Below are 25,064 nucleotides of genomic sequence, written 5' to 3' on the forward strand. Positions count from 1 at the left end.
GATCCCGTCAATCCCTGGCCAGGACGGACACGTAAGGTTAGCGGCCCCAGATGGTGATCTTGGGCAGGGTCAGGGGACAGTGCGGCCACTCGTGTCAACCACGCGTCAACGGGGACGCCTCGTGTTCCAGCCACTCCCGGTACGCGGGTGCCTGTCGGGCCGACTCCCAGTACGCCTCCTCCAGTGCGGGCAGGGCGCCGTCCAGGTCCGTCTCCGTACGGGCCGCCAGCAGGAGGCGTACACCGAGCGGATCGCCCTGCAGGCGCCGTACCGCCATGTCGGGATGCGAGACGGCGGTCGGCTGGCAGACGGTGACCACCTCGCCGGTCGCCACCAGGGCGGCGGCCGTGTGGTAGTCGCCGTGCAGGACGTGCGGGTTGATGCCCGCCGTGCGGAACATGCGCTGGACCGCGTCCCATTCGCCGTCCACTGTCGGATCGATCATCCAGCGGTCGGTGGCCAGGTCGGAGAGGTGGACCACGGGGTGCGCCGTTGCGGGGTGGTCGGCCGCCAGGTAGACGAACTGGGGTTCGCGTTCGACCAGGGTGCGCAGGTGCAGGCCCTCGGGGATGCGCAAGGGGCTGCCCTCGACCTCGTGCACGAAGGCCACGTCCAGTTGGCCGTCGGCGACCATTCGCAGAAGAGCGTTGGGGGAGACGTTCATGTGGAGGGTCGGGTCCTGGCCGCGGGCGCGCAGACGGCGGAGCCAGCCCGCCAGGGCCTTGCTGGCGGTGGAGCCGACGCGCAGTTCGGGGCCCCCGGTCGCCGCGGCCCTCGCCTCGCTGACCAGGGAGCGCATTTCGGCCACCAGAGGGCGGGCGCGGCTCAGTACCAGGCTGCCCAGGGGGGTGGGCCGGCAGCCGGTGCGGGCGCGGACGAACAGGGTGCCGCCCAGCTCCTGCTCGATACGGCGCAGCTGGGTGCTCAACGACGGCTGGGCGACGCCCAGTTGGCGGGCGGCGCGGTGCAGACTGCCGGTGTCGGCTATGGCGCACAGCGCGCGGAGGTGCCTCACCTCTAGGTTCATGCCCTCGGAGCGTAAAGCGGAACCCAAGGTTTCACCAGCCTCACAAATCACTCCCGAGGGACGGGAATTGGGGGTTTCGGTGCGTGGTGATACGGGCGTGCTATCGCCGGTTGCCATCATCACAGCGGTTCCACAGGGGCCGAAACTCAGCTTCGACGACTCACCCCCCACCTAGGAGTCATCGATGCGCAAGCGCACCTCTGTGTCTGTCATGCCCATATCCACCCGGGCGGTGGCCGCCGTCGGCCTCAGCCTCGCGGTCTTCGGCCTGGGTACGGCGGTTCCGGCCGCCGCGGCCCCGGCTCCCGCCCCCTACTCCGGCTACACCGGCTCGTCCGCGGAGGCCAGGGCCAACCAGGCGTTCTTCCAGGCCGTCCTCAAGTCGGTCGCCGAGAAGCGAGCCGCCCACCCGAACAGCGCGGCCGCCGTCACGGTCACCTACGACGCCTCCGCGGCGCCCACGTTCAGCGCCGAGATAGCCCGCAGCGCCCAGATCTGGAACGGCGCGGTGTCGAACGTGAAGCTCCAGGCGGGCTCCGCGGGCGCCGACTTCAGCTACCGCGAGGGCAACGACTCCCGCGGCTCGTACGCCTCGACCGACGGCCACGGCGGCGGCTATGTCTTCCTCGACTACGCGCAGAACAAGGAGTACGACTCCACCCGCGTCACCGCCCACGAGACCGGCCATGTCCTCGGTCTGCCGGACCACTACGAGGGGCCGTGCAGCGAGCTGATGTCGGGCGGCGGCCCGGGCCCGTCCTGCACGAACACCAACCCGGACGCCAATGAGCGCGCCAAGGTCGACCAGCTGTGGGCCAACGGGTTCCGGGCCGCGCTGGACAAGGCCATCAGCGGCAAGTCCCTGAGCGACAAGTCCCTGAACAAGAGCACGCGTTAGCCGCCACTCCCCACACGGTGCGGCCGCCCTCCTGCACAGGGCGGCCGCACCCACCTGTGTTCCGGGCACGGCCGGATCATCCGCGCCGGTGAAGTGTGACGTCCACGAGCAGCGCGCGGTGGTCGGTGTCGGCCAGGTCCAGGAAGCGGGCGCTGCTCGCCGAGAAGTCCCGGGAGACGAGCACATGGTCGATCTGGGCGCCGAACGTCGGGGCCGTGCGGGCGGGCCAGCTGGGTGTGCGGGCGTGGCCCGCGAGCCGGGCGGCGTCGCTCATACCGGCGTCGAGGATGCGGCGGAAGGCCGCGTGGTCCTGGGAGGCGTTGAAGTCGCCGGCCAGGACCATGGGCATACGGGCGGCGGCGGCAGCGTCCCGCAGCCGCCCGAGCTCCCGGCGCCAGAGGCCGACCTGGCCGGGCAGCGGCGGCATGGGGTGCGCCAGCTGAAGCCGTACGGCATGCCCGCGCACCTCGGCGACGGCACCGGGCATGCCCATGGTCCCGGTCACGCCCGCCGTGACCTTGAGCGGAAAGCGGCTGAGGATGATCGAGCCGCGGCTGCCGCCGGCCGCCACGGCCTGCCGGTACGGGTAGTCGGCGCCGAAGTCCTGCTTCAGCCGGGCCTGGCAGGTGTACTCGCACTCCTCCACGAACACGATGTCCGGCTTGTGGCGCCGGATCTCGGGGACGAGGGAGCCCGTCCCGCGGCCGAACTCGACGTTCGAGGTCAGCACCCTGAACTCGGCGACGGGGGTGCCGCCGGGCTCGTCCGTCTTCCCGTACGGCTCGATGAACCACGCCAGCAGCCCGAGGACGACGAGTGCCCAGACCATGAAGAGGCGCCGGCGCGCGAGCAGTGCGAGGGCAAGGGCCAGCCCGGTGGGGGCGAGCAGCCAGGGCAGGAAGGCGAGGACCTGGGGGACCGGGGTGAAGCCGTCGCTGTCGGCGGCCCGGCAGCCGACGACCACGCTCACCGCGGCCAGCAGCAGCCCCGCGCACCAGGCCGCGAAGCGCCGCCCGCCCCGCCGTACCGGCTCGTCCTCACGCGCAGCGGTCCACTCGGCAGCCGCAGTGTCCAAGGCCGGGCCCTCCGCTCACGAGTGGGATGCCCGAATCATCCCCCGGCGGAGTCGATGCGCGCCAGGAAACTCTCCAGTGCCTCGTTGAACTCCTTCGGCCGCTCCAGGTTCGGCATGTGGGCCGTGCCCTCGATGACGTGGAGGGTCGAGTCGGGGAGCGCCGTGTGCATCGCCTCGGCGTCGGCGACCGGGGTGTAGGTGTCGTCGGCGCCCACGACCACCAGGGCCGGGACCGTGACGGTGGTGAGCAGCTCGCGGTAGTCGGGGCGGGCGGCGCGGGCGCGCAGGGCCGCCGCGGCGGACTCCGGGCGGGTGGCCGTCATCATGCGGTGGACATGCGCCTTGACCTCGGCGGAGGCGTACGGCGCGACCATCTTCTCCAGCACCTCGTCGGCGTAGCCGCGCATGCCCTCCCGCAGCAGGCGCTCCGCCATGGCGTGACGGACCTCGACGCCCTCGGACGTCTCCGCCGCCGGGAAGGTGTCGGCGAGGACCAGACCGCGGACGCGGGCGGGGAACTGCCGGTAGAAGTCCATGACGATCTGGCCGCCCATGGAGAGACCGGCGAGCACGCACGACTGAACCCCCAGCTCGTCCAGCAGAGCCGCGAGGTCCTGCGCGAACTGGCCGAAGTGCGTGACCTCCGGCGACGAGGGGGAGGCGCCGTAGCCGCGCAGGTCGGGGGAGATCACCCGGCGGGAGCCGGAGAACGCCTCCCGCTGCGGGTTCCACATCGTGTGGTCGAAGGGGTGGCCGTGGACGAGGACCAGCGGAAATGGCATGAACTCGACCCTAGAGCGGCCCAACTCCTCAGTGCAATAAGATCTTTGCCCTCGGTGCAATGCCGACAACAGCAACAACAGGGGGCCTCGTGGACGCGTACCGGCGGATAGCCGACCGCATAGCCGAAGACATCACCGCCGGACGCCTCCGGCCGGGCGAACGGCTGCCTCCGCAGCGGAAGTTCGCCAGGCGGCACGGGATCGCGGCCTCCACGGCGGAGCGGGCGTACGGCGAGCTGGTGCGGCGGGGGCTGGTCGTCGGCGAAGTCGGCCGGGGCACCTTCGTACGGGCCGCCCGGAGCGGACCCGCCGGGCGCGCACTCGTCGAACCGGCGACCGCGGCCCCGGTGAACATGGAGCTCAACTACCCTTCCGCGCCCGGCCAGTCGGAGCTGCTCGCCCCCGCCCTCGCGCCGATGCTGCGCCCCGACGTCCTCACCGAGGCCCTGCGCCCGGCGCCCGCCGCCGGGACCGTGCAGGCCCGCGAGGCCGTGGCGGCCCTGCTCGCCACCCCCGGCTGGCGCCCGGCCCCCGACCGGCTGCTCTTCACCGGCAACGCCCGCCAGGCCATCGCCGCCACCCTCGCCTCCCTCGTCCGGCCGGGCGGCCGTGTGGGGGTCGAGGAGCTGACGTATCCGCTGGTCAAGGAGATCGCGGGCCGGCTGGGCGTCCGGCTGGTCCCGCTGGACGCGGACGAGGGCGGGCTGCGTCCGGAGTCGGTCGCGGCCGCCCACCGGGCCGCTCCCCTGTCGGCGCTGTACGTCCAGCCGACCCTGCACAACCCCACGTCCGTGACGACGGGCGAGGCGCGACGGCGCCAACTCGCCGAGACCGTTGCGGACTTGGACATCCCTGTCGTGGAGGACCGCATCTGGTCCTTCCTCGCGGACCCGGCCGAGGCCGCCGACCCTCTCGCCGCCTACGCCCCTCACCTCACGCATGTCGTCGACGGCCTCTCCAAGCGGGTCGCACCCGGGCTCACGGCCGGCTTTCTCGTCGTACCGGCGCATCGCGTGGAGGCGGTGGCGGCGGCCGTGCGGTCCGGGGGGTGGAGCGCCGGGCGGTTCGCGCTGGAGGCGGGCGTGCGGTGGATCGGGGACGGCACGGTGGAGCGGCTGGTGGCGGCGAAGCGGGAGGATGCGGCGCGCAGGCATCGGCTGGTCGCCGAGCACCTCGACGGCTTTCGGGTGCGGTGCGATCCGCGGGCCTATTTCGCCTGGTGGGAGCTGCCTGCGCCGTGGCGGGCGGACACGTTTACGGCGGCTGCGGCCGTGCATGGGGTCGCCGTCACGCCGGGGACTGCCTTTGTGGTCGACTCGAAGCGGACCCCGGATGCGGTCAGGCTTGGTCTCGCGTCGGCTGCCTTGCCTGATCTGGAGCGGGCACTGCGCCTGCTTGCCAGCGTGGCGCTAAGGGCTCCGTTGTAGGTCTGGTGATGCGTCTGCGGCTTCGTCCTGGCTGGTCGCGCCCCGCGGCGGAGCCGCAGATCGACGCCGCCCCGCGCCCCTTCGGGGCTTCGCCCCCCTTCGGGGCGCGAAGCGCCCCGCCAGCCATGCGGTCAGGGCGACTGTCAGGCCCAGGGCGATCAGCAGCCAGCACGCCTGGCGGAGGGTCGCCGTGAGGGCGTCGTAGACGGCGCCCGCGGCCGGCTGCTGGGTCTCGTCGGGGAGGTCGGCGAGGGTGAGGTGGCGGCCGATCGTGACGGCCAGGGCGAGGAGTGCGCCGCCGAGAGCCGTGCCGAGGGCGGTCGCGGTGACCGCGCGGCGGCGGCAGGCGGCGACGGCGATCCCGGTCACGGCGAAGACGACGGCCGCCACGGGCAGCCAGAAACCGGCGACTTCCAGCACGTGGAATCCCTTCCGGAGACGGTCCACTTCCCGGGCCGGGAGTACCGAGACCTCGGTGTGCTCGACCGGGATGCGGTTCGCGAACGGGACGTGGTCCACGGCGAGTTGACGCTTGACCTGGGCGGTGACGGGGGCGAGGTCGACGGTGACGTCGCCGTCGCTCTCGTCGTGCAGGGCGCGCAGCACCGCGTCGTGGACCGCCCGGTTCCCGGAGTCCCAGGCCAGGCGGAAGGCCTCGGTTCCGGTGAAGGAGTGCACCGCGTCGTGCACGAAGGGGCGCACGGTGCCCCGCAGCGGCCGTACGTCCCCCCGGTCGTCGACCTGCTCCATGATCCCGTCGCCGACGGTGTCCGCGACCGCGTCCCGCACCGCGGGATCCCCGGCGAGCGGCGCCATCGTCGTGACGTAGCGGCTCGTGTCGGCCAGGTCGTACGCCGCCCAGGCCGCGAGCGTGCCGCACGGCGCCAGCAGACACGCTAGGGCGATCAGTGCCGCCGAAAGGGCGTGCCGCAGGCGCTCGGATCGCTTGGGGGCCACCTCTCCAGGCAACGGCCCGGGGGCGGGGTCCGCGAGCGGGGTGCCTCCATATGGGTTCCGTTCGGGTGCGCCGCTCCCTGGGGCCGGTCAGCGGATGCGGTTGCCGACGGCGTCCTCCCGCGTGTAGTAGCGGTAGAAGAACACCAGGAAGATACCCGCCGTGACGACCACGCCCAGGGCCACCGAGCGGTAGACCGACTCGCCGGTCTGGCTGTAGAGGAAGGCGACCGCGGCGCCCGCGAAGCCGGACTTCACCAGTGAGTGCAGTTCACGCTTGAGCAGCGGTGCGAACGTCGCGACGGCGATGCACAGCACGATGAACACGGCCGCCGTGACGAAGCCGAACAGGATGTTCCAGCCGGTGATGTCGCCGCCGCCGCGCCGGTTGGCCGCGGCCCAGAAGCCGTAGACGAGCCCGAGGACCACGGGGATCCCGTACCGGCCCAAGGTATGGACCCGCTCGTCGAACAGGTCGGGTGTGCGAGTGGGCCGGGCCGCGCGGTTCAGCCTGACCTTGCCCATCATTCCGCCGGACGTGGGTGCCGCTTGAGCCATGAGAGCACTCCTCTCTCTCCTCGCCCCTGCCTACCAGAGCACACCTGGAGGCAGGGCCTGGCAAGTCGGTGGGCGGGGGCAGTTCCGGGTGCGGTTCGCGTCCGGGGCGAGCGAGGGACATCTTTGCGTGATCTTGACCGGGATTGGATCTCCCTTTTCCACGGCTTGGCGGGGCCGCTACCGGGCGTTCCTAGACTCCGGGAAGCAACGCACGCACTTGCAAACAATGGGGGACTCATGGGGGACGGCTTCCACGTCGACCCGGACGTGCTGCTCAAGTACGCGGCACAGGCCGAGCAACACCTCGACGACCTTCCACGGGTGGCCTCCGCGCTCGCCCACATCACCGTGCCGGGCGGTGCGTTCGGCAAGCTGCCGGACTCCGACGAGCTGCATTCCGCCTACCTGGAGCACGCCACTGCCGCCGAACACAACGTCCGCGACCTCGTCTCCGTCCTCGCCGATGTGGCCAAGGGGCTTCAGGACGTCGGTGGCCAGTATCTGAGCAACGAGTACGACCTCGGCCAGGGGATGGACGGCATCGGCGCATGAGCGACACGGCAGCGGCATACGCCTGGACGAAGAAGGAACCCGCGCCGCTCCCGCCGCTGGAGGACGTGGAGCCCAGCCAGGAACACGGCCTGGACGCCGGCATCGACGACCTCGTCCGGGGCGTCCTGGAGGCGACCGGCATGCTCGACCAGCTGGAGAAGGTCACCGGCATGCCGGCGCAGCTGCATGCCGCCGCGCAGAGCTGGCACGGCCAGGCGAAGGCACTCCAGTCGCTGGCCGACACCCTGCGCATGGGCGCCGCGAAGCTCCCCGAGCACTGGGAGGGGGAGGCTTCGGAGGCCTTCGGTCACGGCATGGGGGCGTACGTCGACGCCATCGACCGGACCGCCGAGGACATGGGCCGGACCGCGGAGATCCTCAACAGCGCCGCGAAGGAGTGCAAGCTCGCCGAGGACACCGTCGTCGCCATCATCCGCGAGGCGATCGAGATGATCGCCATGACGGTGGCCGCGGGACTCATCACCGACCTGCTGACGGCCGGCCTGGCCACAGCGGTGGACGCACTGGCGGTGGACGCCGAGGTCGCCGTCTACGTGGAGCGGGTGGAACAGGTCTCCTCCAAGCTCGGAACGGCACTGCGCGACCTGATGAAGGCCGTGAAGGACATGCGGGCGGGGGAGGCGAAGTTCAAGGACGTGCTCAAGGCAGCCAAGGGCGTCCGCAAGATGTCCGGCTGGCGCGGCATGGGCGGTGAGGGGACGCACAAGGGCCTGGTGTGGGCCGCTCACCACGAAGGCATGAAGCAGCTCAAGGAGCACGTCTTCAAGCCCCTCTTCGGGGAGGTCCCCGGGCTCACCGGCGACCCGGCCGGGCCCGTCAAGGAGGCGCTCCAGAGCGACACCGTGAAGGAGGCCGAGGCGCGGGACCAGCAGCTCGCCCACGAGCAGCCCTACCGGGTGAACAAGCGCAGCATCGAGGAGGACTTCGGATGACGGAACCGGACGTACGCCGTCAGGAGTACGCCGCCCGGGGCCTCCTGAGCGGTGAGCAGCTGTACCGTGCCTTCTCCGCCGGGCTGGATCCGCTGGCGCCGGAGGGCATCCCGCGCCGCCATCGTCCGCCGCGTGCGCCGGGGAGCGGGACGGAGGACCGGAGCTTCCGCGGCCTGCGGGTGCTGCTGCTTCCCTTCCACTGGATGGCCGTGGCGGGTTCTGTGCTGATGTACCCGCTGGAGAAGCTGGAGGACTGGTTCTGGGGAGGCTTCGGCATCCGGCGGCTGGTGCGCGGCCGGGTGTGGCAGGGCGGCTGGGAGAGCGACGCGGGCCGCTTTGTGATCGCGGTGCGTGCGGGTGACGGGCGCGGGACCTTCCGGAACGGCAATTTCCTGCTGACGTTCACCGACCGCCGAGTGCTGCTGCTCAGCAAGCCGCTCTCGCCGGAACGCGAAACCCCCAGGATCTACGGGGAGTACCCCCGGCAAGTGCTCTCCCTGCGCCGCGAGCCGCACCCGGCCCGCCACCGCAACCGCGTGGACCTCGCCTTCCCGGACGGCTCCTGGGTCGCGCTCGCGATCGGCAGCCGGGACCAGGTGGGCGGCGTACGGCAGTACCTGGCTGCCGCCGGCCCGACGCCGGGTTTTCGGTCCTGACACCCACCTTTGCACCCGCAGCGGTTACGGTGCTGCCGTAAGTGATCGACGGGGGATGGGGAGGGAACGATGCCCGGAACCGTGCTGTTGCTCGCCGCATCCCCGGCGGGCAAGGGCTGCTTGGTGGACGCGGCGTCCGTGCTCCCCGTCCTCGCGGCCGTCCCGCCCGCCGTCCTGTCCGGCACGGACACGGCGAACGTCGTCGAGCTCGCCGACCCGCTGGAGCCGCAGGCCGTGCTCACCCGTTTGCGGGCCGCCGCGGGGGCCCCGGGGCCGCTCACCGTCTTCGTCACCGGGCAGCTGCAGCTCGACCGCCGCCAGCGGCTGCCACACCTGGCGCTCGCCCGTACGACGCCCGCGACGGTGCGCTACACCGGGCTGCCGTGGCACTGGATACGGGAGGAACTGCGGCTGCGGGCGGCCGGTTCCACCACGCTCTTCCTCGACCTGCATGCGGATGCCGAGGCCTGGGAGTGGCTTCGGGCGAACCCGCTCGACTCGGGGCGCAACAACGCCGTCTACGGCCGGGTCGCGCCGCCGCCCTCGTCGCGGCGTTCGGTGGCTGTGCCGACGTATATGAAGGCCGTGGCGACGATTCTGCGGAGTGGCCTGCGGCCGCCGGTGGAGCAGTTGCACCAGCAGGCGTTGGCGCGGGTGGGCGCGGAGGGACATGCGGACCTTGTACTCGGGGTGGGCGCTGCTCCTGGGGGCTTCGCCCCCAGACCCCCCTATCGGCCTGAACCATCTCGTCCTCACTCGCCGGACGGGCTGAATGATGCCGACCGGCGTCCGAGTGGTGCCGACGGGCAGCAGGTCAGTGAGGTGACCGATCCCCACTCCGCCATCTCCGCCGCTGTTCGGTCCGGCCGCCACTTTGACGCCGACGCCCTCGCCGCCCACCACGAGCAGGCGGCCGTACACGCGCACGGGCCCGGGTCCGAGGAGGCGTTGCACTGGGCCGAAGTGCGGGCGGATCTGGCGATGTTCGCCGGGGATCCGGCGCGCAGCTGCCGGACCTGGCTGGGGGTGGCCGCCGCGCGGCTGGCGGCGGGGCAGGCGCCGGACGCGCCCGCCGTGGAGGCGGCGGTGGACCGGGCGCATCACCAGTGGGGGCAGGTGCGGGATGCGGCCGCGGCGCGTGAACTCGGCGCGTCGCTGGCCGAGTTGCGCTCGCGGGTGCCGGGGCGCAGGCAGGGTGCGCTGGACCATGTGCAGCGGCAGTTGCGGCAGTTGCAGACCCAGGGCTGACCAGCCCCTACACCGCGGCGGTGGCGAACAGCTCCAGGTGTCCGCACTGGGGGCAGCGGTACGCCTCGATCTGCCGCCGGGGCCGGCCCATCCGCTTGGCGCCCCCGAAGGGCCCCCGCTCCAACGCGCCCTCGATCCAGCGCGCGTAACCGTGCGTGCCCTGGCCCTCGTCCTCGATGAAACCGTCCACCAGGCCGACGGTGCCGCAGTAGGTGCACTTGTAGTTGTTCACGCGGTGAGTGTAGGAGCGCGATCACTACGTGAGATGCGCGAGCTACGTGAGATACGCGAGCGCGCCCGACACCAGCGTCCGTACGCCCGGCGTGACCGTCGACGGATCCGGCGCGAAGTGCGGGCTGTGGTTGCTCGGTACCGCCAGGAACTTCTCCATCAGATCGGTGCCGGGCGCCGCGTCCCACACGTCGGCCGGGGTGGTCGTGACGAACCAGTAGGAGTACGGGATCCCGCCGTGCGCCAGGTGCGGGAAGTCCTCGCTGCCCATCACCGGACCGAAGTCCAGCACCGTCCCGGCCCCGAGCACCTCCTCGTGCACCGCGGCGATCCGGCGGTCGGTGTCGGCGTCGTTCGTGGTCACCGGGAAGGTCGCGCCGACCGTGACCTCCGGCTCCCGCGGACAGCCGGCGGCCAGGGCCTCGCCCGCCGCGATGCGCCGGATCGCCGCGATCATCCGCTCGCGCACCTCGTCGGACTGGGTGCGCAGGTTGAGGGCGATGCGCGCCTCGGACGGGATGATGTTGTGCCGGGTGCCCGCCTCGATCCGGCCGACGGTCAGCACGGCGGACTCGCGGGCGGCGATCTCCCGGGAGACGACCGTCTGGAGGCGGGTGACGAGGTAGGCGGCCGTGACGACGGGGTCGACGGTCGTCTCGGGACGGGAGCCGTGTCCGCCGCGGCCGTGCAGGACGATGTCGATGTCCGTCGACGCCGACATGATCAGGCCGGGTGAGTGGGCGTAGAAGCCGACGGGTCCGGGTGCCGCATGCTGGCCGAGCAGTACGTCCGGGCGTGGGAAGCGCTCGTAGAGGCCGTCCGTGATCATCCCCTGCGCGCCCTGGCCGGTCTCCTCGGCGGGCTGGCCCACCACCAGCAGGGTGCCGGACCAGGTGTCGCGTCCGGCGGCCAGCGCCGCGGCCGCGCCCGCCAGCCAGGTCACATGCAGGTCGTGCCCGCAGGCGTGCATCACGCCGGGTGTGGAGGAGGCGTACGGCAGGCCCGTCTCCTCGTGCACCGGCAGCGCGTCCATGTCGGCGCGCAGCAGGACCGTCGGGCCCTCGCCGTTGCGGAGGACGCCTGCGACGCCGGTGCCGCCGATGCCCTCGGCGGTCTCGTAACCCGCCTTGGTGAGCCGCTCGGCCAGCTTGCCGGCCGTGCGGTGCTCCTGGAGCGACAGCTCGGGGTGGCGGTGCAGGTCCCGGTAGAGGTCCTCCAGGTCTGCGACCGGGAGACCGGCGGTGAGGTCCAGCGCGGTGCGGGCGGCGGGAGACGGCATGGAGGCAGCGTAGGCGGCGCACGAGGTACAGGTCGGCGAATCAATCGGCTTGGCCGGGTCGGTCAACCCTCGGCGCACGCGAAGCGGCCGCCGACGCGAAGGGGGGAGTGTGCGTCGGCGGCCGCGGTTGGGGGGTCCCGGTGAAGAGACTGGCAGGCGGAGGGTTGATCGGCACCCCGGTTCATGGGGGCAATCAATTCCGCGGCGACCAGTTCCGCGGAACCGCCTCCCGCCGGTCAGGCGTACGGGTCGAAGGCGATGCCGCTCGGCTTGGCCTTGTTCAGGTGGTCGGCGAACTTGGAGTCCTGGAGCGGGAAGTTCGCGCTGCCCCAGTCGGAGGCGTTCAGCTTGTCCCGCAGGCCGGTGGCCAGGTTGGACCAGCTGAGCAGGTTCTCCTGGTGCCAGGCACCGGTGTCGTTCTCGGGCGTCTCGCCCCACTTGGCGAAGCGGAAGGCGTGGGTGGACGCACCGTCCTTGTGGTAGACGGCCTCGACGCGCTGCCCGCTCATCGGGACGTCGGCGATCGGGTGGGTGCTGAAGCCGCCGTGCGCGGAGGCGGACAGATACGCCGGGGTGGATGCGCCGTCCTGGACCCAGACGACCATGCACTCCCAGTCGTGGCGGTGGCCTATGCCCGGGGAGGCCTCGTCCTTCTCGAAGTAGCTGGCGTAGATGATCCCGCACCAGCCGTTGTTGCACTTGGACCGCGAGTAGGTGTCGGCGTGGCCGAGGTGGCCGGAGCGGCACTCGCCGGTGATCGGGCCGGTCGGCTTCAGACCGCCGTTGAGGTTGCCGCTCGGGTCGATCGCGGCGGCCGGGTAGCAGCTGTCCGTGTCGTAGTCGTAGACCGGCTCGAAGTTCTTCTCGAACGAGGTCGCGTTCTCGGGCAGGTTCTGCAGCACACCGGCAAAGGCGCTGCCCGGCAGGGCGAGGACGAGCACGGCGGCGCTGCCGGCGACGGCGGCGGCCCTGGCGAGGCGGTGGGGCCTGGCGCTGCTGACTGCTCGGGGCATGGGGGGCTCCAGTCGACGGTCCACTCGTTCCGGACATGACATCCGGAGGGCTGGAACGAAGACTGGCAAGTTGAGAGTTCAATGGAAGGGCTTTCCGTCAAACGCGAGACGGATTTTCACCGAACTGATCAACGCCGGGCAGGGGGTGGCAGTCGGCGGAGCGGCACGTTCAGGGCGAATCTGCACGACGGGGGCGGCGGCGGGTGGTGAGGACAGCGCGGACACCGCGATCACTGCGACCAGGGCCGACGAGACGAACGCCGACAAGCCGAGATGGCGAAGGATGCTGCCGTACACAGGGTGCTGTTCTCCTCGGTTGTGGCGTCACGACCGAGGTTCGCAACCGGAACGTTGATTGGCACGTCGCTTTTGTCACAGCGATCAATTGCAGTGAAGCGGTTCCGCGTTATTTGTCCGGACGTTAGGTTGTCGTCCCTCCACGCGCGTACGAAAGCCGTACGAAAGCCGCCAGTGGTACAGAGCAGTGGTACAGAGGGGAGCGCGCTGTGGGCCGACCCGAACGACCCGTGGATCCCGAGGCCGGTCCCGTACAACGCCTCGCGCATCAACTGCGCGAGCTGCGCAGGGCCGCGGACAGCCCCTCGTACCGGGCGATGGCCCGGACCGCCGGGTTCTCCGCGACGACGCTGTCGCAGGCCGCGGCCGGAGAGCGCTTGCCGTCGCTCGCCGTCGTCCGCGGGTACGCGTGCGCGTGCGGGGCTGATCCCGAGGAGTGGGAGGCCCGCTGGAAGCAAGCGGAGGCCGAGGCGGCGGGGACGGCGCGCGAGGAGGAGGACGAGGAGGTGCCGCCGCCGTACCGGGGTCTCACCCGGTTCGAGCCGGACGACCGGCAGCTCTTCTTCGGCCGGGAGCGGCTGGTCGAGGAGCTGAACCGGCTGGTGTGCGAGCACCGGTTCGCGGTGCTGTTCGGCGCCTCGGGCAGCGGAAAGTCGTCGCTGCTCAGGGCCGGTCTCATTCCGCGGCTCAGGGACGAGATCGCGAGCCGCGGCCGGCCGGCGGTGCTGCGCGTCCTCACTCCCGGGGACCGGCCCGCGCAGACCTACGGCCATCTGCTCACGCCCGCCGAGGGCGACCCCGAGAGCTGGGTGGTGGTCGACCAGTTCGAGGAGGTCTTCACCCTCTGCAGGGACCGCACCGAGCGCGCCCGCTTCCTCGACCTGCTGCTCGCCTCCCGCGACCCGGACCGCAGGCTGAAGGTCCTCATCGCCGTACGGGCCGACTTCTACGCCCGCTGCGCCGAGCACCGCGACCTGGCGGACGCCCTGTCCGGCGCCGGACTCCTGGTCGGCCCGATGACCGCCGACGAGCTGCGGGACGCGGTGGTCGGACCGGCGCAGGCGGTCGGGCACCTGGTGGAACGGGAACTGACCGCGAAGATCGTCGAGGAGGTCCTCGACCAGCCCGGCGGCCTGCCGATGCTCTCGCACGCCCTGCTGGAGACCTGGCGCCGGCGCAAGGGCCGGATGCTGACACTGGCCGCGTACGAGGCGGCCGGCGGGGTCCGCGGCGCGATCGCGGCGAGCGCCGAGGAGGTGTACGGGCAGCTCACCGCACCGCAGCGGGGCACGGCCCGCCACCTGCTGCTGCGCATGATCGAGCCGGGCCGCGGCACCGCCGACACCCGCCGCCCCCTCACCCGCTCCGAACTGGACGAATGGGCCGACCCCGATGTGCCGGTGGTGGTGGAGCGGCTGGCCCGGGCGCGGCTGCTGACCGCCGACGAGGAGGGCGTCCACCTCGCCCATGAGGCACTGATCACCTGCTGGCCGCGGCTGCAGGGCTGGATCGAGCAGGACCGCGAGCGGCTGCTGAGGCACCGGGCGCTGACCGAGGACGCCCGTACCTGGCTGGAGCACGACCGCGACCCCGGCGCCCTGTACCGGGGCAGCCGGCTCGACCGGGCCGAGGAGCACTTCCCGGATCCCGCGCAGGAGCCCTCGCTGACCGCGACGGAGCGGGAGTTCCTGACCGCCGCGTTCGCGGCCCGCGACGCGGAACGCCGGGCCGCCGTCCGCTCCACGCGCCGGGCCCGCACCGCGGTCGGCGTGCTCTCGGCCGTCCTCGCCATCGCCCTGGTCGCCGGCCTGTCCGCGTGGACACAGAGCCGGGACAACGAGCGCCGCAGCACCGAGGACGCGGCCCGCCGGATCGCCTCCGTGTCGGACGGTCTGCGCACGACCGACCCGCACACCGCCCAGCTGCTCGGCGTCGCCGCCTGGCGCATGGCCCGCCTGCCGGAGACCCGCGGGGCGCTGCTGGGCGCGCTCGGGCAGCAGGAGGCGGACACCTTCAGCGACCCGGCGACGGGCGACGGGCCGGTGCGCCACCTGACGGACTTCGGCCGTACGCTGCTCAGCGTCGACGGCCGCACCTGGCGCACCTGGGACGTGGCACATCACCGGCGCATCGCCTCCGGACGGCTGCCCGTGGACGGCAAGGTGCAGGCGGCGAGCCCCGACGGACGGCTGCTGGCGGTCCCCGTGGACCACGGGGTACGGCTGTGGGACACGGCCACCGGGCGATGGCGCGCCGACCGGCTGGCGGGGAACGTGCTCGTCGACTTCACCGGCGGCAGTTATGTCGTCACCAACCTGAACGACTCCGCGGTCCAGGTGCGCTCGGTCGCGGACGGCAGCCTGCGCTACCGGACGCAGGCGGCGAGCTACAACGTCGTCGCGGTGAGCGCCGACGGCCGGCTGCTCGCGGTCTGCCCCGTCGGCGGCAGGGCACCGCAGGTACGGGACCTGAGCAGCGGGCGCATCGTGCACGGGCACTGGGAGAAGGAGAGCGGAGCCTGCGGTGCGGACCGGTCGAACCTGGTCCTGGGCGGGGTCGGCGGGCAGCGGCTCGCCGCGGTGACCTCGACAGGGGTCCGCGTCTGGGACGTGAGGTCCGGGAAGCAGCAGGCCGACCTTACGGATACCGGGGTGAGGTCCCTCGCCTTCAGCAAGGACGGCAGGCTCCTGGCGACCGTCGACGGCCAGGAGGTCAGGGTGTGGCGGCCGGAGGCAGACGCCCCGCTCTACCGGCACTTCCTGCACAACCAGCACCTGTACGGCTCTCTGGCCTGGGACGACAAGCATTCCGTGCTGCGCTATCTGGAGGGCGGCACCGTGCACTCGCTGTGGATCCCGGCCGCCGTCACCACCGACTGGCAGGACACCGCGCAGGACAACGTGCTGCTCAGCCCCGACGGCCGCACGCTCGCGACCGCCGAAGCCACCGGCGACCACTACACCGTCCGGCTCCGCGACACCGCCGACGGCCGGCTGCTGCACACCCTGCCCGAGCTGCGCCTCCCCGTCTCCCGCGATCCCTCCTCCCCGGTGGTCCCCGCGTACACGTTCGCTCTGCTGGCCTTCTCCTCCGACAGCAGGACGCTGGCGTACACCGCCGCGGCCCCCAGCAGCGACACCTCCGCACAGCGCCTCACGCTCTGGGACGTCACCGGGCACCGGGTCCGTACGACGCTCGACCTCGCGACCCGGACATCGGCCGGTTCGGTGGTGGTCATCGCCCTGGGCCGGGACGCCCGCACGCTCTACACCGCCCGCACAGCCGGCGTCGGCACCACCACCAACGAGATCTGGGACCTGGTGCACCACCGCCGGAGGGCCGTTCTCAAGTCCCTGTCCAGCCTCCGCCTCGCCGTCAACGGCGACGGCAGCGCCCTGGCCGGCGACAACCGGGTCGCCGCCCTGCCGGCCGGCCGGGTCACGGGCCGGGACCTGGTCCAGGGCGAGGGCATCGGCGCTCTCGCCTTCGCCGGGGACGGCTCGATGCTGGCCGCGGGCGACCAGACCGGCCGGGTGGGGCTGTGGGACGGGAAGGTGCGACAGCAGTCGGGGATCCTGCCCAGCGTCTTCGCCGCCCTCCCCGAGAACATCGGCGACGCGGTCTTCGGCGACACCTCGGAGGCGGTCACCGCCCTCGCGATCAGCCGCGACGGCACCACGCTCGCGGTCGGCGGCGAGGCGGGCAGCCTCCAGCTGTGGGACCTCGCCACCCAGCAGCCGCTGGGCTCCCCCCTGACGACGTCCGGCGAGCAGATCGACACTGTCGCCTTCAGCGCCGACGGCGGCACGGTGTACGCGGGCAGTGCCCACGTCCCGCTGCAGCGGTACCCCATCGACCCGGCGCGGGCGGTGGCGACGGTGTGCGCGCGGACGGGAGGGAACGGCCTGACCCGGGCCCAGTGGCGGACGTATCTGCCGGGCGTGGCGTACCGGAAGGTGTGCGGGGAGTGACACCCGGTGATCGAGCGGCGATTGTTTGGTTTGATTCCCCTGATGAAAGGGGTGCCTGAACAATTCTGCAGCCCAGATCATCATCCCGTCGCTGCACCCCACACAGCCTCGACGGGAGAACCCCCACATGAAGCTCCAGAAGCCCGGCCGCGGAAAGCTGGCCGCCCTCGCCCCCGCCCTCGCTCTCCTGGTGATCCCCTTCTCCGCGGGGACGGCCAGCGCCAATACCACCCCCGGCTGGGGTGACGACGCGCCGGACGTGATCTGGGACTGCAACAACAACAATGCCGATTCGTGCCAGTACCACGAGCAGGACGCCTTCACCGAACTCGGCAAGCGGCGCCAGGCCTCCAACGTGATCAGCAACTGCGCCAGCAACCAGCCCGTGACCCTCACCCGTACCGACACCAACACCACGAGCACCGAGTACGCCTTCGAGCAGTCGACGTCCGTGGAGGTGTCCACCGGCTTCGAAAACACGTTCGAGGCCGGAATGAAGGCCAGCGATTCGCAGACGGAGACCTGGAAGGTGGGCAGTGCCCACACCGCGACCGAGACCCACACCTCGACCATCCCGGCCGGCCAGCGGGGCGCCTGGTGGTTCGCGCCGTACGTCCACCACTCCCAGGGCTGGCTGGAGGTCCACTACGGCAGTCGCAACCACGGCCACTACATCTGGTACTACGGCAACAACGGCGGCCTCCCGGGCATCGACGTCCAGACCCCGGTCTTCCTCTCAAACGGCGAGCTGAAGGGCAACTGGTACTGGGCGACCTGGAACTGCTGACCACCGGGCCAGGGCCTAGCCCCCGTGGTGAACCTGCTGTACCTGGCCGGCCGGCCGCGCGTCGGCCGCCTTGGCTGGGCCCGCGTTGGCCGCCAGGACCAGGGCGGCCACTGCGACGAGGGCTGCGCCGAACCCTCGGGCGTAACGCTCGGAGATGTGTCGGAGCACGGCAACCTCTCAACAGCGTCTCAACAGTGTTGTATTAAACGCGCTTAAGACGCCGCTTAACGTAGGGGGCGACGGGGGCCAACGGCAAGAGGTTCAGGGGGAGTTGTCGTGTCGGACCGTGACGATCCGATGACCATAGGTCGCAGAGTCCAGCAGTTGCGGTCCGAGCGCGGGCTCACCCAACGCCAGTTGGCTGAGCCCGCCTACACCCCCGCCTACATCTCCACGCTGGAGGCCGGCCGGGTCCGCCCCTCCGAGGAGGCGCTGCGGCACATCGCCGAACGCCTCGGGATCGCCTACGAGGAGCTGGTCACCGGACGTCCGGCCCGCCTCGCCACCGACCTGCGCCTCAGACTGACCGAGGCGCAGCGCACGCTCGCCGGCGGCGAGGCCGAGCAGGCGGCGGAGCAGTACGCCGCGCTGCTCGCCGAGGCCGAGAGCCACGAACTGGTCGACGTCCAGGCGATCGCCCTGCTGGGGCTCGGCGAGTGCGCCCTGGACACCGGAGAGCTGGCGGCCGCCCGGGAGTACTTCGAGCGCTCCGAGCGCGCACTCGCCGACGTACCGCTGCCGGCCCGCGTACCCGCCCTGCGCGGGCGGGCCGTCTCCCACTATCTGGCCGGTGAACTCCGCTACGCCGTCTATCTGCTGGAGTCCGCCCTCGACGAGCTGAACCGCAGCGGACTGCACGACCCGGATGCGCTGCTCCTCCTCTACGCCAGCGTCATCGGCCCCTACATGGACATGGGCGCCCAGGCCCGCGCCGCCCAGGCCGCCGAGTTCGCGCTCACCCTCGCCCCGCAGTCCGGGGACCCCGCGCTCGTCGCCCGTATGCACCGCTCGGTGGCCCGCACCCTGCTCGCCGAGGGCCGCATCGCCGAGGCCGACGCCTCCCTCGCCAAGGCAGCCGAGCTGTACCGCACCCTCCAGATCCGCACCGAACTCGCCAACTGCCATTGGATGCGCGGGTATGTGTGTGCCCAGAACGGCGAATTCGACCGCGCGGAGGCCGAGTTGAGGCAGGCCCTCGACATGCTCTCCGCGGGGCGTGCCGCCCTCTACAGCAGCCAGGTCGCCGTCGAGCTCGCCGACGTACTGCACCGGCGCGGCAAGTCCGACGAGGCCGCGGCCCTCCTGCACGACGTGCTCAGCGACGCTCTCGGCCCCGAACGCGGCGCCCTGCACTCCGCCGCGGCCCACCGGCTGCTCGGCATCATCGCCGAGGACGCCGGCGACACGGAGGCCGCCGAGGAGCACTACGTCCGTGCCCTGAGCATGCTGGAGAGGGCGGGCGCGGCCGGTGACCTGGCCGACCTGTGCCGGCTGCTCGGCGATCTGCTGCGCCGTACCGGCCGGGTGGAGGCGGCCCTGGACGCGTACCGCACGGGGCTCGGCCACCGTACGGCCCCCGGCACCACCACCCTCGGTCCCGCACCCGCACAGCCTCCTCTGTGACCGGTCCCGGGGATGGCAACGGACGGCGTTTCGCCCCCCTGGGCAGGGGTAGTCGGGCAGCGTCCCCGGATGCAGGCCACGCTGCGATCGGAGGAGGCGATGGCCGTGGACGCAGTAAGGGCCATCGACGTGATCGCCGAGGTGGTGCGCGATGCCCGGCCCGGGGAGACACCTGCCCGGTTGTGTGCGGCGGCGGTGAAGCTGCTGCCGGTCGTCGGCGCGAGTGTGTCGCTGCGCAGCAGCGGAATGTCCCTCCGGCTCGCCGCGAGCAACTCCATGGCCTCGTATCTCGCGGAGCTCCAGACCACTCTCGGCGACGGCCCGTGGCTGAACGCCTACCGGGCCGGCGCCCCGGTGCTGGCCTGCGACCTGTCCGCCGGCCGGGACATGCACCGCTGGCCGCTGTTCGCCCGGCAGGCGACGGCCGTGGGCGTCCAGGCCGTGTACTCGATGCCGCTGGGCAGCGACGACGGCCTGACGGTGGGCACCCTCGACCTCTACCGCGACACCCGGGGCGAACTGACCGAGGACGAGCTGCGCCGTGCACAGCTGCTGGCCGCCGTCATGACGCTGGCCCTCACGACCCTGCCGCGGGAGGAGGGCGGCGCCGGCGAGGAGGCCTGGCTGGGCGGTCTGGCCACCGAACACGACGAGGTCTACCAGGCCATCGGCATGGTCATGGCGCAGCTCGGGGTCGACACCGACGAGGCGTCGACCCGGCTGCGCGCCCGCGCCTTCGCGCAGGGCCGCACCGCCCTCGAGGTGGCGCACGACGTGGTCTCGCACCGGGAGAGGCTGGGCGACGACTGAGCGACCGTGGGACCGGATCCCTATGATCACGGCATGGACATACTGGGTTTCTCCCTGCTCGTCCTGCTGGTGCTCTTCGGTATCGGCAGCATCGAGAACCGGATCTCCCGCACGGACAGACGGGTGGCCCGGATCGAGCACAAACTCGACCTGATCCTCGGCCACTTGGATCTCACCGAGCCCGAACCGTGGTCGGACGAGGTGAACGCACTGGTGCGGGACGGCAAGAAGATCCAGGCGATCAAGGTGTACCGGGAGGCGACCGGGGCGGGCCTGAAGGAGGCCAAGGAGGCCGTGGAGAAGCTCGCTTAGGCCTCGGTCACCGGTTGGGCACTGGTCATCGGGTGGACCTCGGTCAGACGCGGAGCCGCGGCTGCTTCCTGATGTCGGCCAGCCGCTGCGCACCCACCTGCACGAAGGCCTTCGTGGCGTCGGCGGACACGTCCCCCGGGCCGCCGTGGGTGAGGGCGATCGTGTCCTCGCCGACGCGGACCACGGCGACGTCGAGGGTGAGCAGGGTCTGTTCGCCGGTCGCCGTCGCGCCGGTGAACGTGACCCGCAGCCCCTGCCGGTCGTCTCCGACCACCGGCAGTACGGTCTCGTCGACCCGGACGTTCTGGAGGGCGCCGCGCCCGGTCACCGCCGTGAACCTGGCGCAGCTCTTCGGCAGGGTCTTCATCCAGGTCAGCGTCCGGTCCACGTCGGCGGGCCGCAACGACAGCACCTGGTACCGCAGCTGCGCCTGGTCCATGGCGTCGTCGAGCCCGGTCACGACCCGGGTCCCGGTGGCGTCCGCACCGAACAGGTCGTCCGTGTACAGCGCGTCGAGGAGCTTGCGGCACTCGGGCATGTCCGCATGTGCCTTGAGCACCCCGTCCCGCCAGGTCGCGGCCCCCTGCGTGGGCGCCCACGGCGCGCCCAGGTCCGCCTGGGTCAGCAGTGCGGCCTGAGCCTGCGCCTCGGTGAGGGGCGGGGACGCGGCGGGGGCCGTGGCGGACGGCTTCGCACTGTGCGCGGCGCTGTGCGAGGCCGCGGGCGTCTGCTCCTTCGGCCCCGCGTCCGGCTCCGGGCCCACGCCCACGATGAGGCCGCACGCACTCACGCTCACCAGAGCCCCCGCGGACATCGCGGCGACGACGAGGACTCGGGTCGGGGTGCGGGTCATCGGACGCCTCCTGGCCACCTCAAGATCGGTTACGTCTCCAAGGGACCACCGCGCACGACACCCCACCAGCGCGCCGGGCCGTCCGGGTTACGGTCCGCGCGAAAACCCGTGGCCCCGTCCCCGCCCCCGCGTTACCGTCCTCCCATGCAGCGCGCCCAGTCGTTCCTCACGACGACGCCGGAGAGTGTCCCGGCGCGCTGATCCATGGACTGGATGTCCGAAGCCCCGGGGCGAGCGCCCCGGGGCTTCGTCGTGGGTCGCTCGCCCTCCCCCGTCGCGAGGAGAGAGACCATGTACGACCACCGCCGGCTCGGCCGTGAGCTGGAGCTGTTCGACACCGATCCGCTGATGGGCGCGGGGCTGCCGTACTGGCTGCCCGACGGCGCGATCGTGCGGCACGCCCTGGAGGAGTACATCCGCGACCAGGAACGCGCGGCCGGCTACCGGCACGTGTACTCGCCCGTCCTCGGCAAGCGCGAGCTGTACGAGATCTCGGGGCACTGGTCCCACTACAGCGACGACATGTTCCCGCCGATGGAGCTGGGCGGCGAACAGGTCGTCCTGCGGCCCAGCCTCTGCCCCCATCACGCCCTCATCTACCGGTCCCGGTCCCACAGCTACCGCGAACTGCCGCTCCGTATCGCGGAGTTGGGCGGCATGTACCGATCCGAGATGTCCGGGGTGCTCGGCGGGCTGACCCGCGTACGGTCCATCCAGCTCAACGACGCCCATATCTTCTGCACCCTGGAGCAGGCGGTGGAGGAGGCGCGGGGAGCCCTCGAACTGATCGGCCGCGCCTACGCCGACCTCGGCATCCGCGCCTCCCGGCACCGGCTGTCCCTGCCGGGGGAGGGCGGCAAGTACGTCGCCGACCCGGCGCTGTGGAAACGGGCCACCGGGCTGCTGGAGGAGGTGCTGGCGGGCGCCGGTGTCGAGTACGAGGCGGCGGCGGGCGAGGCCGCCTTCTACGGGCCCAAGATCGACGTCCAGGTCGTCGACTCCGCCGGCCGGGAGGCCACCCTCTCCACCATCCAGATCGACTTCCACCAGCCCGAACGCTTCGATCTGCACTACATCGGCGCCGACGGGGCGAAACACCGGCCGGTCATGGTCCACCGGAGCATCATCGGCAGCGTGGAGCGGGCGGTGGCGCAGATGATCGAGGAGCACGGCGGGGCCTTCCCCGCCTGGGTCGCACCCGTCCAGCTCGTGGTGCTGCCGGTGTCCCGGGCCCAGGAGCAGCAGGCGCACGACGTCGTACGACGAGCCGTGGCACGCGGGCTGCGCGCCGAGTTCGCCGGGCCCGAGCAGGGCAGCCTCGGTGCCCGCATCCGGGCGGCGCGCCTGGTGCCGTACCAGGCGGTGATCGGCGAACGGGAGGCCGAAGGCGACCTGGCGGCCGTACGGCTGCGGGACGGGCGGCGTCCGGGGGCCGTACCGGTGGAACGGCTGCTGGAGCGGATCGGGGCGTGCGTCGACACCCGTGGCGCCGAACTGTGGGCGGCTGCGTAAGGTCGCTGTCGTAGCCCGTGCCGTGAAGACCTGTGTCGTCGTAGTGAGAGGAGCCCGGCCGTGACCGGTCAGCCCATCCCGGTGATCATCGACTGCGACACGGGTGTCGACGACGCCCTGGCCCTGCTGTTCGCCGTACGCCACCCGGGGATCGACCTGCGCGCGGTCACCTGCGTCGCCGGGAACACGGACGTGGACGGCGTCGTCCGCAACACCCTCACCGTGCTGGAGCAGGCCGGCGCCCCCGACATCCCCGTCGGCCGGGGAGCCGAGCGCCCGCTGATCGAGCCGGCGCGCTCGGCGCGGCATGTGCACGGCTCCGACGGCATGGGCGACCTCGGCCTGCCCGCGCCCGCCCGCACCCCCGCCGAGGTGGACGCGGTCACCCTGCTGCGCCGCGAGATCCTCGCCTCCCCGCGCCCGGTCACCCTCGTCCCCACCGCGCCCCTGACCAACATCGCCCTGCTGCTGCGCACCCACCCCGAAGTCACCCGCAACATCGAGCGGATCGTGTTCATGGGCGGCGCGGTGGCCACCGGGAACGCCACGGCGGTCGCCGAGTTCAATGTCTGGCACGACCCGGAGGCGGCCGCCGTCCTGCTCACCGCCGGCGTGCCGATCACGATGTACGGCCTGGACGTCTTCACTCAGGTCGTCGTCCCCAGCGCCGATGTGCACCGGCTGCGCGCGAGCACCGAGCCCGGCACCCGGCTGGCCGGGGAACTCCTCGCCCACCGTCCGGCGCACCAGGGCGAGGCCCCCGAGGCGGAGGAGGCCGGCGGCCTCGGTGACGCGGGCGCGGTCTGCGCGGTCGTCGACCCGGCCGGCATCACCACCGGCCTGCTCCCCGTCGAGGTCTCCCTCGCCCCCGGCCCGACCCGCGGCCAGACGGTCGTCGACCGCCGCCCGCGCCCCGGGGAGTCCGAGATCCACGAGGGTGTGCGGCAACAGCCGCTGGTGGACGTGGCGTTGGACGTGGACGTGGACCGGTTCGTGAAGCTGTACTTGGAGACCGTGGAGCGTTAGCGCTCCGCTGAGGGCACGATGGGCCGTCTGTCGTGTCGTCTGCGGCGCCTTCGCTGGTCGCGCCCCGCGGCGAAGCCGCATGTCGACCCAGCCCCGCGCCCCTTTGGGGCGCGGCCGAACCGGAGCGGACTTCGCCAGGCCTGCTTAGTCCGCCTCGGCGGCCGAAGCCGCCCACCGCTGCTCCACCTTCGCCGCCTTCCAGTACGACACCGCCGCCACCCACACGACCACGAACAGGCCGACGATGATGTAGCCGACGTTGGCCAGGTCGAGGCCGAAGAGTTCCATCGTGGCGATGAAGAAGGCGACGGCGATGGACAGTCCGGTGATGGTGAGGTTGTAGAACACCTTGCGCACCGGGTTCGAGAAGGCCCACTGGTAGGCGAAGTTCATGAAGGTGCCGTCCAGCGTGTCGAACAGGCTCATGCCGGCCGCGAAGAGCAGCGGAAGGCACAGGATCGCGTACCAGGGCAGCCCGGCCGCCGCGCCGGAGCCCGCCATCACCATCAGCGTGACCTCGGTCGCCGTGTCGAAGCCCAGGCCGAAGAGGAAGCCGAGCGGGAACATCTGGCCGGGGCGGGAGATGGACCTGGTCAGGCGGCCGAGGATCCGGTTCATGAACCCCCGCGCGTTCAGATGCTGTTCGAGCTCCTTCTCGTCGTACGTCCCCGCCCGCATCGCCCGGAAGACGCGCAGGATGCCGACGAGGGCGACCAGGTTGAGCGCGGCGACGAGATAGAGGAACGTGGCCGAGATCGTCGTACCCATGAATCCGAGCACCTGGTGGGTGCGGGAGTGCTCGTTCATGACCTTGTCGGCGAGCTGGGTGCCGCCCGCGATCATCGCCGCCAGTACGACCACCACGCTGGAGTGCCCGAGCGCGAACCAGAACCCCACCGACACCGGCCGCTTGCCGTCGGCCATCAGCTTGCGGGTGGTGTTGTCGATCGCGGCGATGTGGTCGGCGTCGAAGGCGTGCCGCATGCCCAGGGTGTAGGCGGTGATGCCGAGGCCGAGTCCGAAGGCCTTGTTGCCGACCTCGTAGTGCCCGGGCACGACCAGGAGGAAGAGGATGCCGAAGGCGACGACGTGCAGGGCGGCGATCACGGCCATCAGCCCCGCCGTCTTCACGGTGTCCTCGCGCCGCCAGCGGAAGGAGGCGGTCCTCGGCTCGGGCAGGGATGTCCCGGGCAGGGTCATGCGGTCACGCTCCAGCACCT

General features: G+C 71.9%; 24 protein-coding genes. 13 read left to right on the plus strand and 11 right to left on the minus strand.

Annotation, left to right across the window (positions count from 1 at the left end; genetic code table 11):
• Window positions 1-94: 94 nt before the first annotated feature.
• Window positions 95-1,027 carry a LysR family transcriptional regulator gene (locus EDD92_RS24650; RefSeq protein WP_123966305.1) on the minus strand — a complete coding sequence of 311 codons (933 nt, stop codon included), beginning with the start codon at window positions 1,025-1,027 and terminating at the stop codon, window positions 95-97.
• Window positions 1,028-1,238: 211 nt separating this feature from the next.
• Between EDD92_RS24650 and snpA the strand changes: the two genes are divergently transcribed.
• Window positions 1,239-1,925 (plus strand): snapalysin, encoded by a 687-nt coding sequence (gene snpA, locus EDD92_RS24655; RefSeq protein WP_123966306.1) that lies wholly within the window; start codon window positions 1,239-1,241, stop codon window positions 1,923-1,925.
• Window positions 1,926-2,001: 76 nt separating this feature from the next.
• Here the strand turns inward: snpA and EDD92_RS24660 are convergent, their stop codons facing one another.
• A complete protein-coding gene (locus EDD92_RS24660) occupies window positions 2,002-3,000 on the minus strand; it encodes an endonuclease/exonuclease/phosphatase family protein (RefSeq protein WP_123966307.1) in 999 nt (332 codons plus the stop codon).
• Between the two features lie 35 nt (window positions 3,001-3,035).
• Window positions 3,036-3,782: an alpha/beta fold hydrolase gene (locus EDD92_RS24665; RefSeq protein WP_123966308.1), complete on the minus strand. Its 747-nt coding sequence runs from the start codon at window positions 3,780-3,782 to the stop codon at window positions 3,036-3,038.
• An 89-nt stretch (window positions 3,783-3,871) separates the two neighbouring features.
• Between EDD92_RS24665 and EDD92_RS24670 the strand changes: the two genes are divergently transcribed.
• Window positions 3,872-5,209 (plus strand): PLP-dependent aminotransferase family protein, encoded by a 1,338-nt coding sequence (locus EDD92_RS24670; protein ID WP_123970521.1) that lies wholly within the window; start codon window positions 3,872-3,874, stop codon window positions 5,207-5,209.
• On the opposite strand, the gene EDD92_RS24675 is transcribed toward EDD92_RS24670, so the two are convergent.
• Both EDD92_RS24675 and EDD92_RS24680 read right to left on the minus strand, forming a co-directional pair.
• A complete protein-coding gene (locus EDD92_RS24675; RefSeq protein WP_260326723.1) occupies window positions 5,192-6,166 on the minus strand; it encodes a hypothetical protein in 975 nt (324 codons plus the stop codon). The genes EDD92_RS24670 and EDD92_RS24675 overlap by 18 nt on opposite strands.
• An 87-nt stretch (window positions 6,167-6,253) precedes the next feature.
• Complete coding sequence (locus tag EDD92_RS24680; RefSeq protein WP_260326724.1) at window positions 6,254-6,721, minus strand: hypothetical protein; 468 nt, start codon at window positions 6,719-6,721, stop codon at window positions 6,254-6,256.
• Window positions 6,722-6,958: 237 nt separating this feature from the next.
• Here EDD92_RS24680 and EDD92_RS24685 point away from each other — a divergent pair, with 237 nt between their 5' ends.
• The 4 genes from EDD92_RS24685 (at window position 6,959) to EDD92_RS24700 (ending at window position 10,130) form a co-directional block, all read left to right on the plus strand.
• Window positions 6,959-7,273, plus strand: a complete 315-nt coding sequence (locus EDD92_RS24685; protein ID WP_123966310.1) for a hypothetical protein — start codon at window positions 6,959-6,961, stop codon at window positions 7,271-7,273.
• Window positions 7,270-8,226, plus strand: coding sequence for a WXG100 family type VII secretion target (locus EDD92_RS24690; RefSeq protein WP_123966311.1), 957 nt, complete (start codon window positions 7,270-7,272; stop codon window positions 8,224-8,226). The genes EDD92_RS24685 and EDD92_RS24690 overlap by 4 nt, the downstream gene beginning before the upstream one ends.
• Window positions 8,223-8,882, plus strand: a complete 660-nt coding sequence (locus tag EDD92_RS24695) for a hypothetical protein (RefSeq protein WP_123966312.1) — start codon at window positions 8,223-8,225, stop codon at window positions 8,880-8,882. The genes EDD92_RS24690 and EDD92_RS24695 overlap by 4 nt, the downstream gene beginning before the upstream one ends.
• A gap of 69 nt (window positions 8,883-8,951) precedes the next feature.
• Window positions 8,952-10,130 carry a hypothetical protein gene (locus EDD92_RS24700; protein WP_123966313.1) on the plus strand — a complete coding sequence of 393 codons (1,179 nt, stop codon included), beginning with the start codon at window positions 8,952-8,954 and terminating at the stop codon, window positions 10,128-10,130.
• 7 nt (window positions 10,131-10,137) lie between these two features.
• Here EDD92_RS24700 and EDD92_RS24705 read toward each other — a convergent pair whose 3' ends face one another.
• From EDD92_RS24705 to EDD92_RS24720, 4 genes are all read right to left on the minus strand, one after another.
• Complete coding sequence (locus tag EDD92_RS24705) at window positions 10,138-10,362, minus strand: hypothetical protein (protein WP_123966314.1); 225 nt, start codon at window positions 10,360-10,362, stop codon at window positions 10,138-10,140.
• Window positions 10,363-10,404: 42 nt separating this feature from the next.
• On the minus strand, window positions 10,405-11,640 hold the full coding sequence (locus EDD92_RS24710) for an amidohydrolase (RefSeq protein ID WP_123966315.1): 1,236 nt from the start codon (window positions 11,638-11,640) through the stop codon (window positions 10,405-10,407).
• Between the two features lie 236 nt (window positions 11,641-11,876).
• Complete coding sequence (locus tag EDD92_RS24715; RefSeq protein ID WP_123966316.1) at window positions 11,877-12,653, minus strand: NPP1 family protein; 777 nt, start codon at window positions 12,651-12,653, stop codon at window positions 11,877-11,879.
• 78 nt (window positions 12,654-12,731) lie between these two features.
• The gene (locus EDD92_RS24720) at window positions 12,732-12,950 is read right to left on the minus strand and encodes a hypothetical protein (RefSeq protein WP_123966317.1); all 219 of its coding nucleotides are present in this window, start codon (window positions 12,948-12,950) and stop codon (window positions 12,732-12,734) included.
• Between the two features lie 209 nt (window positions 12,951-13,159).
• Between EDD92_RS24720 and EDD92_RS24725 the strand changes: the two genes are divergently transcribed.
• The 5 genes from EDD92_RS24725 (at window position 13,160) to EDD92_RS24745 (ending at window position 20,453) form a co-directional block, all read left to right on the plus strand.
• A complete protein-coding gene (locus tag EDD92_RS24725; protein ID WP_123966318.1) occupies window positions 13,160-16,921 on the plus strand; it encodes a helix-turn-helix domain-containing protein in 3,762 nt (1,253 codons plus the stop codon).
• Between the two features lie 127 nt (window positions 16,922-17,048).
• On the plus strand, window positions 17,049-17,708 hold the full coding sequence (locus tag EDD92_RS24730) for a hypothetical protein (protein WP_123966319.1): 660 nt from the start codon (window positions 17,049-17,051) through the stop codon (window positions 17,706-17,708).
• A 276-nt stretch (window positions 17,709-17,984) separates the two neighbouring features.
• Complete coding sequence (locus tag EDD92_RS24735; RefSeq protein WP_123966320.1) at window positions 17,985-19,331, plus strand: tetratricopeptide repeat protein; 1,347 nt, start codon at window positions 17,985-17,987, stop codon at window positions 19,329-19,331.
• A gap of 105 nt (window positions 19,332-19,436) precedes the next feature.
• Window positions 19,437-20,141 (plus strand): GAF and ANTAR domain-containing protein, encoded by a 705-nt coding sequence (locus EDD92_RS24740; RefSeq protein ID WP_311736778.1) that lies wholly within the window; start codon window positions 19,437-19,439, stop codon window positions 20,139-20,141.
• 33 nt (window positions 20,142-20,174) lie between these two features.
• The gene (locus tag EDD92_RS24745) at window positions 20,175-20,453 is read left to right on the plus strand and encodes a ribosomal protein L7/L12 (protein WP_123966322.1); all 279 of its coding nucleotides are present in this window, start codon (window positions 20,175-20,177) and stop codon (window positions 20,451-20,453) included.
• Between the two features lie 43 nt (window positions 20,454-20,496).
• Here the strand turns inward: EDD92_RS24745 and EDD92_RS24750 are convergent, their stop codons facing one another.
• Entirely contained in the window at window positions 20,497-21,306 is an 810-nt protein-coding gene (locus EDD92_RS24750) for a hypothetical protein (protein ID WP_123966323.1), read from the minus strand.
• 291 nt (window positions 21,307-21,597) lie between these two features.
• Here EDD92_RS24750 and thrS point away from each other — a divergent pair, with 291 nt between their 5' ends.
• Together thrS and EDD92_RS24760 are read left to right on the plus strand one after the other, a co-directional pair.
• Window positions 21,598-22,818: a threonine--tRNA ligase gene (thrS, locus tag EDD92_RS24755; RefSeq protein ID WP_123966324.1), complete on the plus strand. Its 1,221-nt coding sequence runs from the start codon at window positions 21,598-21,600 to the stop codon at window positions 22,816-22,818.
• Between the two features lie 60 nt (window positions 22,819-22,878).
• On the plus strand, window positions 22,879-23,844 hold the full coding sequence (locus tag EDD92_RS24760; RefSeq protein ID WP_123966325.1) for a nucleoside hydrolase: 966 nt from the start codon (window positions 22,879-22,881) through the stop codon (window positions 23,842-23,844).
• A gap of 144 nt (window positions 23,845-23,988) precedes the next feature.
• Here EDD92_RS24760 and EDD92_RS24765 read toward each other — a convergent pair whose 3' ends face one another.
• Window positions 23,989-25,044, minus strand: coding sequence for a HoxN/HupN/NixA family nickel/cobalt transporter (locus EDD92_RS24765; RefSeq protein WP_123966326.1), 1,056 nt, complete (start codon window positions 25,042-25,044; stop codon window positions 23,989-23,991).
• Window positions 25,045-25,064 lie beyond the last annotated feature (20 nt).

Origin of the sequence: Streptomyces sp. TLI_185, from assembly GCF_003814765.1 — a bacterium.
Taxonomy (GTDB): Bacteria; Actinomycetota; Actinomycetes; order Streptomycetales; family Streptomycetaceae; genus Streptomyces.

Excerpts from the sequence above, each read along its gene's own strand:
- EDD92_RS24650 (WP_123966305.1), bottom strand. The coding sequence starts at position 1,027 with ATGAACCTAGAGGTGAGGCACCTCCGCGCGCTGTGCGCCATAGCCGAC.
- snpA (WP_123966306.1), top strand. The coding sequence starts at position 1,239 with ATGCCCATATCCACCCGGGCGGTGGCCGCCGTCGGCCTCAGCCTCGCG.
- EDD92_RS24665 (WP_123966308.1), bottom strand. The coding sequence starts at position 3,782 with ATGCCATTTCCGCTGGTCCTCGTCCACGGCCACCCCTTCGACCACACG.
- EDD92_RS24680 (WP_260326724.1), bottom strand. The coding sequence starts at position 6,721 with ATGGCTCAAGCGGCACCCACGTCCGGCGGAATGATGGGCAAGGTCAGG.
- EDD92_RS24685 (WP_123966310.1), top strand. The coding sequence starts at position 6,959 with ATGGGGGACGGCTTCCACGTCGACCCGGACGTGCTGCTCAAGTACGCG.
- EDD92_RS24690 (WP_123966311.1), top strand. The coding sequence starts at position 7,270 with ATGAGCGACACGGCAGCGGCATACGCCTGGACGAAGAAGGAACCCGCG.
- EDD92_RS24695 (WP_123966312.1), top strand. The coding sequence starts at position 8,223 with ATGACGGAACCGGACGTACGCCGTCAGGAGTACGCCGCCCGGGGCCTC.
- EDD92_RS24700 (WP_123966313.1), top strand. The coding sequence starts at position 8,952 with ATGCCCGGAACCGTGCTGTTGCTCGCCGCATCCCCGGCGGGCAAGGGC.
- EDD92_RS24710 (WP_123966315.1), bottom strand. The coding sequence starts at position 11,640 with ATGCCGTCTCCCGCCGCCCGCACCGCGCTGGACCTCACCGCCGGTCTC.
- EDD92_RS24715 (WP_123966316.1), bottom strand. The coding sequence starts at position 12,653 with ATGCCCCGAGCAGTCAGCAGCGCCAGGCCCCACCGCCTCGCCAGGGCC.
- EDD92_RS24730 (WP_123966319.1), top strand. The coding sequence starts at position 17,049 with ATGAAGCTCCAGAAGCCCGGCCGCGGAAAGCTGGCCGCCCTCGCCCCC.
- EDD92_RS24745 (WP_123966322.1), top strand. The coding sequence starts at position 20,175 with ATGGACATACTGGGTTTCTCCCTGCTCGTCCTGCTGGTGCTCTTCGGT.
- EDD92_RS24750 (WP_123966323.1), bottom strand. The coding sequence starts at position 21,306 with ATGACCCGCACCCCGACCCGAGTCCTCGTCGTCGCCGCGATGTCCGCG.
- thrS (WP_123966324.1), top strand. The coding sequence starts at position 21,598 with ATGTACGACCACCGCCGGCTCGGCCGTGAGCTGGAGCTGTTCGACACC.
- EDD92_RS24765 (WP_123966326.1), bottom strand. The coding sequence starts at position 25,044 with ATGACCCTGCCCGGGACATCCCTGCCCGAGCCGAGGACCGCCTCCTTC.